This is a genomic window from Bacillus cereus group sp. MYBK195-1, from assembly GCF_051916605.1.
GTDB classification, from domain to species: Bacteria; Bacillota; Bacilli; order Bacillales; family Bacillaceae_G; genus Bacillus_A; species Bacillus_A cereus.
In genome coordinates, this window is sequence record NZ_JBQAGZ010000001.1 from 511,925 (window position 1) to 528,616 (window position 16,692).

Below are 16,692 nucleotides of genomic sequence, written 5' to 3' on the forward strand. Positions count from 1 at the left end.
CATGAAGTGGCAGTCTTTAAGAACCGATAAATTTAATAACAGTTGCAATGATGAAAAGTGTTGCGAAAAAACCAAATGAGACGATAAATCCTACCCCTGAATCAATAGCGTCATTGCGTTTACTTTGAACGTTTTGTTCAAAATCATTCATTTAGAATCCCTCCCCAACATTCCACTTTAGTATAAAATATTGTCAGAAAAAAATCTACAATTTCCATATGAAGAGAAAACGAGCTTTTTTGTTACTTGTAAATCATGAAGTAATGTGAGTTTTTCGTTTCCAAGCATGTTAACAGTTGGCACTTATACTCAAATTTTTATTGCGAATAATAAAGGGAAGGTGATTACCGCACACCAATAAGAAACCCGGGGCTTATTGCGTGGCGTTTAATATAAATAAAGGGACGGGTTATAAAGCCTGTTCCTTTGTACTTGTAAAACAACAGCTAGGGCATTAGTATAAATATATATTGCCAAGTTAGGGAGTAGGAAAAAGTATGAGTGATATACATAAAAAAATTAAAAAGAAACAGTTTGCTCCGTTATATTTAATATATGGAACGGAAGCTTTTTTTATAAATGAAACGATAAAGCTTATTACGACAGAAGCACTTGAAGAAGAAGATCGAGAGTTTAATGTTGTGACATACGATTTAGAAGAAGCGTATTTAGAAGATGTGGTTGAGGATGCGCGTACGCTTCCTTTCTTCGGAGAACGGAAAGTACTGTTAATAAAATCACCGCTATTTTTGACTTCGCAAAAAGAAAAGTTAGAGCAAAATATAAAAATTTTAGAAGAATACATTGGTGAACCTTCTCCATTTTCTATTCTTGTTTTTGTTGCGCCTTACGAAAAACTTGATGAGCGAAAAAAAATTACAAAACTATTAAAGAAAACAGCAGATGTAGTAGAAGCGAATGCGATGCAAGTACAGGATGTTCAGAAGTGGATTGTTGCTCGTGCAGATGAAGTGCATGTGCATATTGATAACGCGGCTGTTAGTTTGTTGCTAGAGCTTGTGGGAAGTAATGTAACGATGTTGGCGAAGGAAATGGACAAGTTAACGTTATACGTTGGTATGGGCGGAGAGATTACGACGAAACTTGTTGCAGAGCTTGTGCCAAAATCAGTTGAGCAAAATGTATTTGCTTTGACAGAAAAAGTGGTGAAAAAAGATATTGCAGGTGCAATGCAAATTTTGGATGGATTATTTACGCAGCAGGAAGAGCCGATTAAATTGCTTGCGTTATTAGTGAGTCAATTCCGCTTGTTGTATCAAGTGAAAGAGCTACAGCAACGTGGTTATGGACAAAATCAAATTGCGTCTCATATTGGTGTACATCCGTATCGTGTAAAGTTAGCAATGAATCAAACGAAGTTTTTCTCTTTTGAAGAATTAAAAAAAGTGATTATAGAATTAGCGGAAGCTGATTATAGTATGAAGACGGGAAAGATGGATAAGAAGCTTGTGCTCGAATTTTTCTTAATGCGATTAAATCATATGTGATGACACAAAAAAGTTCATGTATTTAGTGCATGAACTTTTTTGTATATAAAAAAACGATCCAAATGGATCGTTTTTTAAACGCCTTACGCGTTTACTTGTTTCGCTAAGCGAGATTTTTGACGAGCTGCAGCGTTTTGGTGGATAAGACCTTTACGAGCTGCTTTGTCAAGTTTTTTAGAAGCAGTTTTGAAAGCTTCTTTAGCATTTTCAAGATCGTTATTAGTAACTAAAGCTTCTACAGTTTTAACAGCAGAACGCATGTCAGACTTGATAGAAGCGTTATGTGCACGACGCTCTTCGCTAAGTTTAGCGCGTTTGATAGCAGATTTGATGTTTGCCATACTTTTCACCTCCCTGGTGCAATCGAATGACTCGATTCTTACATAGAACAAGTGATATTCTATCAAACGGTGAAGAGAATTGCAATAGTATATCCATGAAATTTCACGTAAAGGAAAGAATGACCTTATATAACTTTGGGAAATCTAACGATATTTACTATGAATTACGGAGGAGATACGATGAAAGAACCATTAGATTTAAGTAAATATAGCATTAGAACTGACCTTGCTGTAGAAGCTCATCAAATGTTGCAAGAAAGCCAAGAAGAACAAAAAGGGATACAGGGAGTTATTGTAAAAGAGAGAGAAGAAGAAGGTACTATAATTACAAAAGTAACGATTGATGAAGCTGCCTCTGAAGCGATGGGGAAAAAACCTGGAAATTATTTAACACTTGAAGTACAAGGGATACGTCAGCAAGATACAGAACTTCAACAAAAAGTGGAGCGTATTTTTGCAAAAGAATTTTCTTGTTTCTTAGAAGAGGTTGGAGTTACAAAAGAAGCAAGCTGTTTAATTGTAGGTCTTGGGAATTGGAATGTAACACCAGATGCTCTTGGACCGATAGTTGTAGAAAATGTATTAGTAACGAGACATTTGTTTCAATTGCAGCCTGAAAGTGTAGAAGAAGGATTTAGGCCTGTTAGTGCAATTCGGCCGGGGGTAATGGGGATTACAGGAATCGAAACGAGCGATGTTATTTATGGAATTATTGAGAAGACGAACCCGGACTTTGTAATTGCAATTGATGCATTAGCTGCCCGTTCTATTGAACGAGTAAATAGCACGATACAAATTTCTGATACTGGAATCCATCCTGGATCAGGGGTTGGGAATAAACGTAAAGAACTAAGTAAAGACACATTAGGTATCCCTGTTATCGCAATTGGTGTTCCGACTGTGGTCGATGCTGTTTCGATTACAAGTGATACGATTGATTTTATTTTGAAACATTTTGGTCGAGAGATGAAAGAAGGAAATAAACCTTCACGATCTTTGTTACCAGCGGGATTTTCATTTGGAGAAAAGAAAAAATTAACAGAAGAAGATATGCCGGATGAAAAGAGCAGAAATATGTTTTTAGGTGCTGTTGGTACGTTGGAAGAAGAAGAAAAAAGAAGGCTGATTTATGAAGTGCTATCTCCTCTTGGTCATAATTTAATGGTAACCCCAAAAGAAGTAGATACTTTTATTGAGGATATGGCGAATGTAATAGCGAGTGGTTTAAATGCAGCGCTACATCATCAAATTGATCAAGATAATACGGGAGCATATACACATTGAGGGGAACGGATGATTATGGTTTGAGTCGCTTTGCGCTTTTGTGTATATGTAGTGTAGCTTTATGTTTACTTATGATGATAGCAGGAGTGGCACTTGCTAATCATGGTTTGAAAAGTATGAAAGGCTATCAGCAATTGTCATATGAACAAATAGCTCATATGACAGGGACAGAAAGTACAGGTGCTGAATCAGAAATTTTGGGTAGCTCGTTTTCGGCCTCAGAAAAACAACAGCAATTAGAACGTTTAAGAAGTTTTAATGTTGTAGAAGGAATTGGGATGGCGGTAGCAAGTGTAGCTTATGAAATGACGAAGTTCGGGACGGATATAGTTGTTGGGAAAATAAAAGAAATTTTTAGCTAAGAGTAACATGGGAGGCGGTTGTTTTACTGATTTGTAGGACAGCCGTTTTAAAATTTGAAAAGGGTTTGTCTCTTATGGTTTATTCGCATAAGATATAGATAGAATGATTTGTATCGTAAGCAGCACGAGTTTTCATTGAATCTTTGTTGCTCTATTGATATAATCAGTGCTAGTGTATATTGGCGAGACTATTAGGAGTTGAGAACATAGATGAATAAAGAAGAAAGAGCAAAAAGACAGTCCAAAATTCGTAATTTCTCTATTATTGCTCATATTGACCACGGAAAATCAACGTTAGCAGACCGTATTTTAGAGAAAACAAACGCGTTAACACAACGCGAAATGAAAGCTCAGTTGCTTGACTCTATGGATTTAGAGCGTGAGCGTGGTATTACAATCAAATTAAACGCAGTACAATTAAACTATAAAGCAAAAGATGGTGAAGAGTATATTCTTCATTTAATTGATACACCAGGACATGTCGACTTTACGTACGAAGTATCTCGTAGTTTAGCGGCTTGTGAAGGCGCGATTCTTGTAGTAGATGCAGCGCAAGGTATTGAAGCGCAAACGTTAGCAAACGTATACTTAGCGCTTGATAACAATTTGGAAATTTTACCAGTTATTAATAAAATCGACTTACCAAGTGCGGATCCAGAACGTGTACGTCAAGAGGTAGAAGATGTAATTGGTTTAGATGCATCAGAAGCGGTACTTGCTTCTGCGAAAGCTGGAATTGGTATTGAAGAAATTTTAGAACAAATTGTTGAAAAAGTACCAGCTCCGTCGGGTGATTCAGAAGAGCCATTACAATGTATGATTTTCGACTCTTTATATGATCCGTACCGCGGTGTAATTGCTTATATCCGTGTTGTAAATGGAACAGTAAAAGTTGGCGATAAAGTACGTATGATGGCAACGGGTAAAGAATTTGAAGTAACAGAAGTAGGTGTATTTACACCGAAAACTACGCAACGTGACGAGTTAACAGTAGGTGATGTAGGTTTCTTAGCAGCATCGATTAAAAATGTTGGTGACACACGTGTTGGTGATACGATTACACATGCGAAACGTCCAGCTGCAGAACCGTTAGCAGGTTACCGTAAGTTAAACCCGATGGTATTCTGTGGTCTGTATCCAATTGACTCTGCTCGTTATAACGATTTACGTGATGCATTAGAAAAATTAGAGTTAAACGATTCTGCTCTTGAGTTTGAACCAGAAACATCTCAAGCGCTAGGATTTGGTTTCCGTTGTGGTTTCTTAGGGCTTCTTCACATGGAAATCATTCAAGAACGTATTGAACGTGAATTTAAGATTGACTTAATTACAACAGCGCCAAGCGTTATTTATAAAGTTTATTTAACTAACGGTGAAGATGTTATTGTTGATAACCCATCTAATATGCCAGATCCACAGTCTATTGATCGTGTAGAAGAGCCGTTTGTGAAGGCTTCAATTATGGTTCCGAATGACTATGTTGGAGCTGTAATGGAGATTTGCCAAGGTAAACGTGGAACGTTTATTGATATGCAATATTTAGATGAAACGCGTGTTACATTAACATATGAAATCCCGTTATCAGAAATCGTATATGACTTCTTCGATCAATTGAAATCAAATACGAAAGGGTATGCATCATTTGACTACGAGTTAATTGGCTATAAACCATCTAAACTTGTGAAAATGGATATTCTTTTAAATAATGAACAAGTGGATGCTTTATCATTTATCGTACACCGTGATTCAGCGTATGACCGTGGTAAAGTAATTGTAGAGAAATTAAAAGAATTAATTCCGAGACAACAGTTTGAAGTGCCAATTCAGGCGACTATCGGAAATAAAGTTGTAGCACGTTCTACAATTAAAGCGATGCGTAAAAACGTACTTGCAAAATGTTACGGCGGTGACATTTCTCGTAAGCGTAAACTTCTTGATAAGCAAAAAGAAGGTAAAAAACGTATGAAGTCTGTTGGTTCTGTAGAAGTACCGCAAGAGGCATTTATGGCTGTACTGAAAATGGATGACAACTAATATTTGAAATAAAAAAGAAGTCGTTTGTGCGGCTTCTTTTTTCTGTATAATTACTTTTTAGACATCTGAGCAGCTCTCATTTACAATAATGAGAGAGCTTTTTAGTTCATATAGAGTTAGGAGATTGTTAATGTCCGAAAATATTCGAAAAGATATTCAAGATAAAATACAAAATGGTAATTTTAATTGTGAAAAGGAATTGACGCTTTCTATTATTAGTGGAAAGTGGAAAGTTGTGATACTGTGGCATCTTGGTGTGGAAGGGCCACATCGTTTCAGTGAATTACAACGGTTATTCCCAAGCATTTCTCATAAAGTTTTGTCGAACCAATTAAAAGAGTTAATGGAAGATGGAATTGTTGATCGGACAGTATATCCCGAAATTCCTCCTCGCGTTGAGTATTATATGACGGAACTAGGCGTGTCACTTTTACCGATCGTTGAAATGATGTATGATTGGGGAAAAATGCGAATGGAACAAATTCGTAATACGTTAGAGAAGTAGAGAACCCTCCGGAGTGCGGAGGTTTTCTTTTTAGAAAGGTAGGAGTTATATTTGGTACAAGCTGCATATATTCATATTCCGTTTTGTCAGCACATTTGTCACTATTGTGATTTTAATAAAGTGTTTATTGAACGCCAACCGGTTGATCAATATTTAGATTATTTAGAGAAGGAAATAATAAATACGGTTCAAAAAGTTCCGTTTGATAGTATAAAAACGATTTTTGTGGGCGGGGGAACTCCGACAGCGTTAAATATGGAACAGACAAAAAAATTACTCGAGATTATTAATCGTCATTTGCGTCCGTTCGCCCCAAATTGTGAATTAACATTTGAAGCGAATCCAGGAGATCTGCCGAAAGAGAAGTTGAATGTACTGCTAGAAGGTGGAGTGAATCGAATTAGTTTTGGTGTGCAAACGTTCCGTGATGAACTGCTTGAGAAAATCGGGCGCAAGCATACGAGGGAAGATGCATTCCTCGCGATTCGAGAAGCACAGGAAGTAGGATTTAAAAATATTAATGTAGATATTATTTATGCTTTGCCAGGACAGACGATAGAAGATGTAAAAGAAACATTAGATATTGCTTTTACGCTTGATGTACAACATTTCTCTGCATATTCATTAATTGTGGAACCTAAAACAGTGTTTTATAACTTAATGAACAAAGGGAAATTGCGTCTTCCGGGTGAAGACCATGAAGCGAAAATGTATGAAATAGTAATGGATGAAATGGAGAAACACGGTTATAACCAGTATGAAATTAGTAATTTCTCAAAAGGTGACAATAAAAGTAGACATAATCTCACATACTGGAATAATGAAGAGTATTATGGATTTGGAGCTGGAGCTCATAGTTATGTGAACGGGGAACGTATTCAAAATGTAGGTCCGCTGAAGCAATATTTTAATAAAATTGATGAAACAGGATTTCCGTATTTAGATGTTCACAAAGTGACGGAGAAAGAAAGAATGGAAGAAGAGCTGTTCTTAGGGCTTCGAAAAACAAAAGGTGTTTCTAAAACGGCGTTCCGCAATAAATTTAATGTAGAGATGGATCAAGTTTTCGCGAAGCAGTTACAAAGCAACCAAGAGCAGGGATTGCTTGAAGAGGAAGATGGGCATGTGCGTTTAACGCGAAAAGGAAAATTATTAGGGAATGAAGTATTCCAATCATTTTTGATTGACTAATTAAATGTTCCATAGGCGTGAAAAAGTTTCATTATTTCGTGACGTTTCCGTTGACAATTGAATGTCAATTTTGGTAAGTTATTAATAGATTTAGCACTCAAAGACAAAGAGTGCTAACAGAGGTGATGATGAGATGCTTACGGAACGTCAGCTCTTAATTTTACAAACAATTATTGATGACTTTATTGGATCAGCGCAGCCCGTTGGGTCTAGAACGTTGGCTAAAAAAGATGAAATTACATTTAGTTCAGCTACTATTCGAAATGAAATGGCGGACTTAGAAGAATTAGGTTTTATTGAAAAAACGCACAGTTCTTCTGGACGTGTTCCTTCTGAGAAAGGCTACCGATTTTATGTAGACCATCTTTTAGCACCGCAAAACTTACCGAACGCTGAAATTGTACAAATTAAAGATTTATTTGCTGAAAGAATTTTTGAAGCGGAAAAAATTGCACAACAATCTGCTCAAATTTTATCAGAACTTACGAATTATACGGCCATTGTTCTTGGACCGAAGTTAAGTACAAATAAACTTAAAAATGTACAAATTGTGCCGCTTGATCGTCAAACTGCTGTCGCTATTATTGTAACCGATACAGGGCATGTACAAAGTAAAACGATTACCGTTCCGGAATCTGTTGATTTATCAGATTTAGAAAAAATGGTTAATATTTTAAATGAAAAGCTATCTGGCGTACCGATGGAAGAACTTCATAATAAGATCTTTAAGGAGATTGTTACAGTTTTACGTGGGTATGTTCATAATTACGATAGTGCAATAAAAATGTTGGATGGTACATTTCAAGTTCCGTTATCGGAAAAGATATACTTTGGAGGAAAAGCAAATATGCTTTCGCAGCCAGAGTTCCATGACATTCAAAAGGTTAGATCTTTACTTACCATGATTGATAATGAAGCCGAATTTTATGACATTTTGCGTCATAAACAAGTCGGGATTCAAGTGAAAATTGGTAGGGAAAACTCTTCGACGGCTATGGAGGATTGTAGTTTAATTTCTGCAACATATTCGATCGGCGAAGAGCAACTTGGAACAATTGCTATTTTAGGTCCTACGAGAATGCAATATTCTCGTGTAATTAGTTTGTTACAGTTATTTACGAGACAATTTACTGATGGACTTAAAAAGTAAATGAGAGTAATACATTCGCTCAAGTGATGAAATTTTCATTGCTGTGTGTAATATATAATGCTTAGGTAATCATGCTATGCATGATACCTAATACCTTTTAAGGAGGTGAATATTGTGGAAGAGCGTAACGAACAAGTGGTAGAAGAAGTAAAAGAAGCGCAAGTTGAAGAAGCTGTCACGCCAGAAAACAGTGAAGAAACTGTAGAAGAAAAAAGTGAGGCTGCTCTTTTACAAGAAAAAGTAGATGAGCTACAAGCGAAACTAACGGAAACGGAAGGTCGCACATTACGTCTACAAGCTGATTTTGAAAATTATAAGCGCCGTGTCCAAATGGATAAACAGGCTGCTGAAAAATATAGAGCACAAAGTCTAGTTTCAGACATCTTGCCAGCTCTTGATAATTTTGAAAGAGCAATGCAAGTGGAAGCGACTGATGAGCAAACGAAATCCTTGTTACAAGGTATGGAAATGGTGCATCGTCAATTGTTAGAAGCGCTGACTAAAGAAGGTGTGGAAGTGATTGAAGCTGTTGGTAAACAGTTTGATCCTAATGAACACCAAGCTATTATGCAAGTGGAAGATAGTGAATTTGAATCAAACGCGGTTGTGGAAGAATTCCAAAAAGGTTATAAACTAAAAGACCGTGTGATTCGCCCATCAATGGTAAAAGTAAATCAATAATTTACATAAAACTAGGAGGATTCGCCATGAGTAAAATTATCGGTATTGACTTAGGTACAACAAACTCTTGTGTAGCTGTTATGGAAGGTGGAGAACCAAAGGTTATCCCAAATCCAGAAGGAAACCGTACAACACCTTCTGTTGTAGCTTTCAAAAATGAAGAACGTCAAGTTGGGGAAGTTGCAAAGCGCCAAGCAATTACAAACCCAAATACAATCATGTCTGTTAAACGTCATATGGGTACAGACTACAAAGTAGAAGTTGAAGGTAAAGAGTATACACCTCAAGAAATTTCTGCAATCATTTTACAAAACTTAAAAGCTTCTGCTGAAGCATACTTAGGTGAAACAGTAACGAAAGCTGTTATTACAGTACCTGCATACTTCAACGATGCAGAGCGTCAAGCAACGAAAGATGCTGGTCGTATCGCTGGTTTAGAAGTTGAGCGTATCATTAACGAGCCAACAGCAGCAGCACTTGCTTACGGTTTAGAAAAACAAGACGAAGAACAAAAAATCTTAGTATATGACTTAGGTGGCGGTACATTTGACGTATCTATCCTTGAGTTAGCAGACGGTACATTCGAAGTTATTTCAACTGCTGGTGACAACCGTCTTGGTGGCGATGACTTTGACCAAGTTATCATCGATCACTTAGTAGCTGAGTTCAAAAAAGAAAATAACATTGATTTAAGCCAAGATAAAATGGCGCTTCAACGCTTGAAAGATGCAGCTGAAAAAGCGAAAAAAGATCTTTCTGGTGTAACACAAACTCAAATTTCATTACCATTCATTAGTGCTGGAGCTGCTGGTCCATTACACTTAGAATTAACGTTAACAAGAGCGAAATTCGAAGAGCTTTCAGCAGGTCTTGTTGAAAGAACATTAGAGCCAACTCGTCGTGCATTAAAAGACGCTGGTTTTGCTCCAAGCGAATTAGATAAAGTTATTCTTGTTGGTGGATCTACTCGTATCCCAGCTGTACAAGAAGCTATTAAACGTGAAACTGGTAAAGAGCCATATAAAGGTGTAAACCCTGATGAAGTTGTAGCATTAGGTGCTGCAGTTCAAGGTGGCGTACTTACTGGTGATGTAGAAGGCGTTCTATTATTAGACGTAACTCCACTTTCTTTAGGTATTGAAACTATGGGTGGCGTGTTCACGAAATTAATCGAGCGTAACACTACAATTCCAACAAGTAAGTCACAAGTATTCTCGACAGCTGCTGATAATCAACCAGCAGTAGACATTCACGTATTACAAGGTGAGCGTCCAATGTCGGCTGACAACAAAACGTTAGGTCGTTTCCAATTAACTGACCTTCCACCAGCACCACGTGGTATTCCACAAATCGAAGTAACATTCGATATTGATGCGAACGGTATCGTTAACGTACGTGCGAAAGACTTAGGAACAAGCAAAGAGCAAGCTATTACAATCCAATCTTCTTCAGGTCTTTCTGATGAAGAAGTAGAACGTATGGTACAAGAAGCGGAAGCAAATGCTGACGCTGACCAAAAACGTAAGGAAGAAGTTGAACTTCGTAACGAAGCTGACCAACTTGTATTCCAAACAGACAAAGTTGTAAAAGATTTAGAAGGTAAAGTAGATGCAGCTGAAGTTGCAAAAGCAACAGAAGCGAAAGAAGCATTACAAGCTGCAATTGAGAAAAACGAGCTTGAAGAAATTCGTGCGAAAAAAGATGCTTTACAAGAAATCGTACAACAATTAACTGTTAAATTATACGAGCAAGCTCAAGCAGCTGCTGGTCAAGCAGAAGGTGCGCAAGGTGCACAAGACGCTGGCGCAAAGAAAGACAATGTAGTTGACGCTGAGTTTGAAGAAGTAAAAGAAGACAAGTAATTCAACTGTAAACATAATAAGTAAGATGACAAAAAGTCAAAGTCAAGCGTGCCTTGACTTTGGCTTTTTTCACGAATGAGAAGCGATGTGTGAGGATCTTAAGTTTTTCGCTTTGCATACTGTAAGTGAGGAAACTTTGTTGCAAAGCACTTTCTTTCGGTGTTAAAATTACGTTTATGTGAAAGATTCGGGGGTTGTAAATTTATGAGTAAACGAGACTATTATGAGGTCCTTGGACTTAGCAAGGGCGCTTCAACAGATGAAATTAAAAAAGCGTATCGTCGTTTGGCTAAAAAATACCATCCAGACGTAAGCAAAGAAGAAAATGCAATTGAAAAGTTTAAAGAAGTACAAGAAGCATACGAAGTGTTAAGTGATGATCAAAAGCGTGCACAGTACGATCAATTTGGTCATGCTGGTGCAAATCAAGGATTCGGTGGATTTGGCGGCGGAGGAGACTTCGGCGGTGGCTTCGGTTTTGAAGATATATTTAGTTCTTTCTTCGGCGGTGGCGGTGGCAGACGTCGTGATCCAAATGCTCCGCGCCAAGGTGCTGACTTACAATATCAAGTCACTTTAGATTTTGAAGAAGCTATTTTTGGTAAGGAATTAAATGTGGAAATTCCAGTAGAAGATCCATGTGATACTTGTAAAGGTAGTGGAGCAAAACCAGGAACTTCAAAAGAAACATGTAAACATTGTTCAGGCTCTGGTCAAGTGAGTGTAGAACAAAACACGCCGTTTGGTCGTATCGTAAACCGTCAAGCTTGTGGTCATTGTTCAGGAACTGGACAAATTATTAAAGAAAAATGTACGACATGTCACGGTTCAGGTAAAGTTCGTAAACGTAAAAAAATCAATGTTAAAATTCCAGCGGGTATCGATAATGGTCAACAAATTCGTGTGTCTGGAAAAGGTGAAGCCGGCGTAAATGGCGGACCAGCAGGAGACTTATATGTTGTCGTTCATGTAAGAAATCATGAATTCTTCGAGCGTGAAGGAGATCACATTATTTGCGAAATGCCATTAACATTTGCGCAAATGGCGCTTGGTGATGAAGTGGAAGTTCCTACTGTTCATGGTAAAGTGAAGCTGAAAATTCCAGCAGGAACACAAACTGGAACAGAATTCCGCTTAAAAGGAAAAGGTGCTCCGAACGTACGTGGATACGGCCAAGGAGATCAATATGTAGTCGTTCGTGTTGTTGTACCGACGAAATTGACTTCGCAGCAAAAAGATTTATTACGTGAATTTGCAGGACAAGAAGAGCAGGATGATAGTTTATTCGGAAAGCTTAAACGTGCTTTCAAAGGGGAATAATGGAAATAAAAAATGGAGTTGGTAAATTGTGAAATGGTCAGAAATTAGTATTCATACAACAGAAGAAGCAGTAGAAGCTGTCTCTCATATTTTACATGAAGCTGGTGCTAGCGGAGTTGCGATTGAGGATCCAGCGGAGTTAACGAAAGAGCGCGAGCAACAATATGGTGAAATTTATGCATTGAACCCAGATGAATATCCGGCGGAAGGTGTATTAATAAAAGCGTATTTCCCGCAAACGGATTCTTTACATGAAACGATTGCAGGTGTAAAATCATCTATTGATGTGCTTCCATCTTACGACATCGAAATTGGTACTGGAAATATTACCGTTAACGAAGTCAATGAAGAAGATTGGGCTACTGCTTGGAAAAAATATTACCATCCAGTACAAATTTCTGATACATTCACAATCGTACCGACTTGGGAAGAATATACACCATCTTCTCCTGATGAAAAAATCATTGAATTAGATCCGGGTATGGCGTTTGGTACAGGAACTCATCCAACAACAACGATGTGTATCCGTGCTTTAGAAAAAACAGTACAGCCAGGTGACACTATTATTGATGTAGGAACAGGTTCTGGTGTACTTAGTATTGCGGCTGCAAAATTAGGTGCGTCTTCTGTTCAAGCATATGATTTAGATCCGGTTGCGGTTGAAAGTGCAGAAATGAATGTACGTTTAAATAAAACAGATGATATCGTGTCTGTTGGACAAAATAGTCTTTTAGAAGGTATTGAAGGTCCTGTTGATTTAATCGTAGCTAACTTATTAGCAGAGATTATTCTATTATTCCCTGAAGATGCAGCAAGAGTTGTGAAGTCAGGTGGATTATTTATTACATCGGGCATTATTGCTGCGAAGGAAAAAGTAATTTCTGAGGCGTTAGAACAAGCTGGATTTACAATTGAAGAAGTGTTACGAATGGAAGATTGGGTAGCAATTATTGCACGAAATGCGTAATATAGATTTTAGTCTATAATGAAAAGGGGAGTCTCTCACTATAAGGTGAGAGACTTGCCGTTTGTTATATGAAAAATGATAACGTTTCGTTCTTTTCGTAAGTGTTGACTTACGAAAGGAACGAAACTCTACTAAGGTGATTATATGCAACGTTATTTTGTAGAAGAGAAATATGTAAATGAGACAAGTATTCGGATTGTAGGTGATGACGTACATCATATCGCAAGAGTGATGCGTATGTCAGCTGGTGATCATATTTATTGCTGTGTAAACGGAAAAACAGCAGTATGTTCAATTGATGAAATTACCAGTGAATTTATTAATACGGCTATTGTAGAATGGGTAGAGGCGTCAAGTGAACTTCCTGTTTTCGTGACGATTGCAAGTGGACTGCCAAAAGGAGACAAGCTAGAGTTAATTTTTCAAAAAGGAACTGAGCTTGGGGCAGCTGCATTCTTACCATTTCAAGCATCTCGCTCTATCGTAAAATGGGATGCGAAAAAAGCTGATAAAAAAGTTGAGCGTTTAAGAAAAATTGTGAAAGAAGCTGCGGAACAATCACATAGAAGTGAAATTCCAGAAGTACATGCTCCGGCATCATTTAAGCAATTGCTTTCAATGAGTGGTGAGTATGATGTTTGTCTTGTTGCTTACGAAGAGGAAGCAAAACAAGGTGAGAAATCTAATTTTGCGAAAGCTTTAACGACAATGAAACCAGGTCAAAAGCTATTGATTGTATTTGGCCCAGAAGGCGGTTTAGCTGAGGAAGAGATTACAGCGCTTCGTGAACATAAATTTGTACCATGTAGTTTAGGACCAAGAATTTTAAGAACAGAAACGGCGCCGTTATACGCGTTAAGTGCTGCTTCGTATCATTTTGAATTGATGGGGTGATGATCAATGTCAACTGTTGCGTTCCATACGTTAGGTTGTAAAGTAAACCACTATGAAACAGAAGCCATTTGGCAATTGTTTAAACAAGGTGGTTATGAAAGAACAGAATATGAAAAGAAAGCTGATGTATATGTTATTAACACATGTACAGTAACGAATACTGGGGACAAAAAAAGCCGTCAAGTAATCAGACGTGCTGTGCGTCAAAATCCAGATGCAGTTATTTGCGTAACGGGATGTTATGCACAAACATCTCCAGCTGAAATTATGGCGATTCCGGGTGTAGATATTGTAGTTGGTACACAGGATCGTGAAAAGATGTTAGGTTACATCGAAGAATTCCGTAAAGAGCGTCAACCAATTAATGCTGTCCGTAATATTATGAAAACACGTGTGTACGAAGAACTTGATGTACCTTATTTCACGGATCGTACACGTGCGTCTTTAAAAATACAAGAGGGTTGCAATAACTTCTGTACATTCTGTATCATTCCTTGGGCGCGTGGTTTAATGCGTTCTCGTGATGGAAAAGAAGTTATTAAACAAGCACAACAATTAGTGGATGCAGGCTATAAAGAAATCGTATTAACGGGTATTCATACAGGTGGATACGGCGAAGACATAAAAGATTATAACTTAGCTGGATTACTTCGTGATATGGAAGCGGAAGTAGACGGATTAAAACGTCTTCGTATTTCTTCTATTGAAGCGAGTCAAATTTCAGATGAAGTAATTGAAGTGTTAGATAAATCTGAAGTAGTTGTACGCCACTTGCATATTCCGTTGCAATCTGGTTCTAATACTGTATTAAAACGTATGCGTCGTAAATATACGATGGAGTTCTTCCAAGAGCGTTTAAATCGTTTGAAAGAAGCGTTACCAGGCCTTGCGATTACATCTGACGTAATCGTTGGTTTCCCAGGTGAAACAGAAGAAGAATTCATGGAAACATACAATTTCATTAAAGAGAACCGCTTCTCTGAGTTACATGTGTTCCCTTACTCAAAACGTACAGGAACACCTGCAGCACGCATGGAAGATCAAGTTCCTGAAGATGTGAAGAACGATCGTGTTCATCGTTTAATTGAGCTATCTAATCAATTAGCGAAAGAGTACGCATCAGCGTTTGAAGGTGAAGTGCTTGAAATCATTCCGGAAGAGCAATTTAAAGAGGGCGACCGTGAAGGGTTATATGTAGGGTATACAGATAACTACTTAAAAATTGTATTTGAAGGATCAGAAGAATTAATTGGTAAGCTAGTGAAAGTGAAAATTACGAAAGCTGGTTATCCATATAACGAAGCGCAATTTGTTCGTGTTCTTGAAGATGATGTAAAAAAAGAATCAGCTAGCGCATAAAAAGAGCGTGCAACCGGAAACGGTTTGCATGCTTTCTTTATTTGAAGCGGTTAAGTACTATAAGGTGGGGAGGCGTTTCATGCATCCCTGTATGAAAAAAGATGAAATGATAAAAATATAGTTGTCTTCATCAGTAAAGGATACTAGCTATTTGCATAACTTTTGAAAAGGAATTGCTTCTATTCTTCTTTTATTCTGCCAAATAGTTGACCTGAAGTGATAAAATGTATTATAATCGTAAAAGACATGCTGAAGAAGTGTTTCTTTTTGCATGCTGAAGTTAGTATGTAAGTGTGATGTTTCGGAGGGAGGGAAAGAGAATGTCAAAAACAGTCGTTCGTAAAAACGAGTCTTTGGAGGATGCACTTCGCCGTTTTAAAAGATCGGTTTCTAAAACTGGTACACTTGCTGAAGCAAGAAAGCGCGAGTTTTATGAAAAACCAAGTGTAAAACGTAAGAAGAAATCTGAAGCGGCAAGAAAGCGTAAATTCTAAGAGAGGGTGTAAGTTATGAGTCTTCTCGGTCGTTTAAACGATGATATGAAACAAGCGATGAAGAATAAACAAAAAGAAAAATTAACCGTTATTCGTATGGTTAAGGCTGCTTTACAAAATGAAGGTATTAAACTGCAACATACTCTTACTGAAGAAGAGGAAATAACAGTTTTAGCTCGTGAAGTAAAACAGTATAAGGACTCCCTCCTTGAATTTAAAAAAGCTGGTCGTGAAGACCTTGTTAATAAACTGCAAAGTGAAATTCAGATTTTAAGCGCATATTTGCCAGAGCAATTAACTGAAGAAGAACTAGTTGATGTAATCAAGCAAGTTATTTCTGAAGTTGGTGCGACTTCTAAAGCAGATATGGGTAAGGTGATGACTGCTGTTATGCCGAAAGTAAAAGGTAAAACAGACGGATCACTTGTGAATAAGCTGGTTATCCAGCTATTAGCGTAAAAAAACGTCTCATTTCGTATGAGACGTTTTTTTATTGTTCTTATTAAGGAGAAACGCTATATTGCTTAAAAAGGGTTTCTGTAAGTGATAGAACCCCCTCTAGTTAAAGTTTCAATTTATTATTTCCTTGTATAATTCCGATTCTACACCTGTTCTTACTTCCTTGACTAAAACTTCTTTCGTAAATAAAAGCTAAGTACTGAACCTTCTGAAACTCAGATTGAAGTTTTATAGCTTGCTCTTCAGCATAATCCTCAAAGGTAATGAAAGAGATTCTAACT

General features: G+C 37.5%; 17 protein-coding genes. 15 read left to right on the forward strand and 2 right to left on the reverse strand.

Annotation, left to right across the window (positions count from 1 at the left end):
- Positions 1 to 16: 16 nt before the first annotated feature.
- Positions 17 to 151, reverse strand: coding sequence for a YqzM family protein (locus ACTFRY_RS02770; RefSeq protein ID WP_000997609.1), 135 nt, complete (start codon positions 149 to 151; stop codon positions 17 to 19).
- A 346-nt stretch (positions 152 to 497) separates the two neighbouring features.
- Here ACTFRY_RS02770 and holA point away from each other — a divergent pair, with 346 nt between their 5' ends.
- Positions 498 to 1,508, forward strand: a complete 1,011-nt coding sequence (gene holA / locus ACTFRY_RS02775; protein ID WP_001279908.1) for a DNA polymerase III subunit delta — start codon at positions 498 to 500, stop codon at positions 1,506 to 1,508.
- An 83-nt stretch (positions 1,509 to 1,591) separates the two neighbouring features.
- Here the strand turns inward: holA and rpsT are convergent, their stop codons facing one another.
- Entirely contained in the window at positions 1,592 to 1,849 is a 258-nt protein-coding gene (gene rpsT, locus ACTFRY_RS02780; protein WP_001274011.1) for a 30S ribosomal protein S20, read from the reverse strand.
- Positions 1,850 to 2,029: 180 nt separating this feature from the next.
- Between rpsT and gpr the strand changes: the two genes are divergently transcribed.
- The 14 genes from gpr (at position 2,030) to ACTFRY_RS02850 (ending at position 16,411) form a co-directional block, all read left to right on the forward strand.
- Entirely contained in the window at positions 2,030 to 3,133 is a 1,104-nt protein-coding gene (gpr, locus tag ACTFRY_RS02785) for a GPR endopeptidase (RefSeq protein ID WP_000662616.1), read from the forward strand.
- Positions 3,130 to 3,495: a YqxA family protein gene (locus ACTFRY_RS02790; RefSeq protein WP_086424087.1), complete on the forward strand. Its 366-nt coding sequence runs from the start codon at positions 3,130 to 3,132 to the stop codon at positions 3,493 to 3,495. The genes gpr and ACTFRY_RS02790 overlap by 4 nt, the downstream gene beginning before the upstream one ends.
- Positions 3,496 to 3,705: 210 nt before the next feature.
- Complete coding sequence (lepA, locus tag ACTFRY_RS02795) at positions 3,706 to 5,529, forward strand: elongation factor 4 (RefSeq protein ID WP_001030951.1); 1,824 nt, start codon at positions 3,706 to 3,708, stop codon at positions 5,527 to 5,529.
- A gap of 130 nt (positions 5,530 to 5,659) precedes the next feature.
- Positions 5,660 to 6,034, forward strand: a complete 375-nt coding sequence (locus tag ACTFRY_RS02800) for a winged helix-turn-helix transcriptional regulator (protein ID WP_098616187.1) — start codon at positions 5,660 to 5,662, stop codon at positions 6,032 to 6,034.
- Between the two features lie 51 nt (positions 6,035 to 6,085).
- On the forward strand, positions 6,086 to 7,225 hold the full coding sequence (hemW, locus tag ACTFRY_RS02805) for a radical SAM family heme chaperone HemW (RefSeq protein ID WP_044795883.1): 1,140 nt from the start codon (positions 6,086 to 6,088) through the stop codon (positions 7,223 to 7,225).
- A 133-nt stretch (positions 7,226 to 7,358) separates the two neighbouring features.
- Entirely contained in the window at positions 7,359 to 8,375 is a 1,017-nt protein-coding gene (gene hrcA, locus ACTFRY_RS02810; RefSeq protein ID WP_000954941.1) for a heat-inducible transcriptional repressor HrcA, read from the forward strand.
- A gap of 114 nt (positions 8,376 to 8,489) precedes the next feature.
- Positions 8,490 to 9,056 (forward strand): nucleotide exchange factor GrpE, encoded by a 567-nt coding sequence (gene grpE / locus ACTFRY_RS02815; protein WP_000392711.1) that lies wholly within the window; start codon positions 8,490 to 8,492, stop codon positions 9,054 to 9,056.
- Positions 9,057 to 9,082: 26 nt separating this feature from the next.
- Complete coding sequence (gene dnaK, locus ACTFRY_RS02820) at positions 9,083 to 10,918, forward strand: chaperone protein DnaK (RefSeq protein WP_000034706.1); 1,836 nt, start codon at positions 9,083 to 9,085, stop codon at positions 10,916 to 10,918.
- Between the two features lie 204 nt (positions 10,919 to 11,122).
- Entirely contained in the window at positions 11,123 to 12,238 is a 1,116-nt protein-coding gene (gene dnaJ, locus ACTFRY_RS02825; RefSeq protein ID WP_000043947.1) for a chaperone protein DnaJ, read from the forward strand.
- 28 nt (positions 12,239 to 12,266) lie between these two features.
- Entirely contained in the window at positions 12,267 to 13,205 is a 939-nt protein-coding gene (prmA, locus tag ACTFRY_RS02830) for a 50S ribosomal protein L11 methyltransferase (RefSeq protein ID WP_000872103.1), read from the forward strand.
- A gap of 144 nt (positions 13,206 to 13,349) precedes the next feature.
- On the forward strand, positions 13,350 to 14,099 hold the full coding sequence (locus ACTFRY_RS02835; protein ID WP_001190159.1) for a 16S rRNA (uracil(1498)-N(3))-methyltransferase: 750 nt from the start codon (positions 13,350 to 13,352) through the stop codon (positions 14,097 to 14,099).
- 6 nt (positions 14,100 to 14,105) lie between these two features.
- Positions 14,106 to 15,458: a tRNA (N(6)-L-threonylcarbamoyladenosine(37)-C(2))-methylthiotransferase MtaB gene (mtaB, locus tag ACTFRY_RS02840; protein WP_086424085.1), complete on the forward strand. Its 1,353-nt coding sequence runs from the start codon at positions 14,106 to 14,108 to the stop codon at positions 15,456 to 15,458.
- 320 nt (positions 15,459 to 15,778) lie between these two features.
- Entirely contained in the window at positions 15,779 to 15,952 is a 174-nt protein-coding gene (rpsU, locus tag ACTFRY_RS02845) for a 30S ribosomal protein S21 (RefSeq protein WP_000048061.1), read from the forward strand.
- Positions 15,953 to 15,967: 15 nt separating this feature from the next.
- A complete protein-coding gene (locus tag ACTFRY_RS02850) occupies positions 15,968 to 16,411 on the forward strand; it encodes a GatB/YqeY domain-containing protein (RefSeq protein WP_000054562.1) in 444 nt (147 codons plus the stop codon).
- Positions 16,412 to 16,692 lie beyond the last annotated feature (281 nt).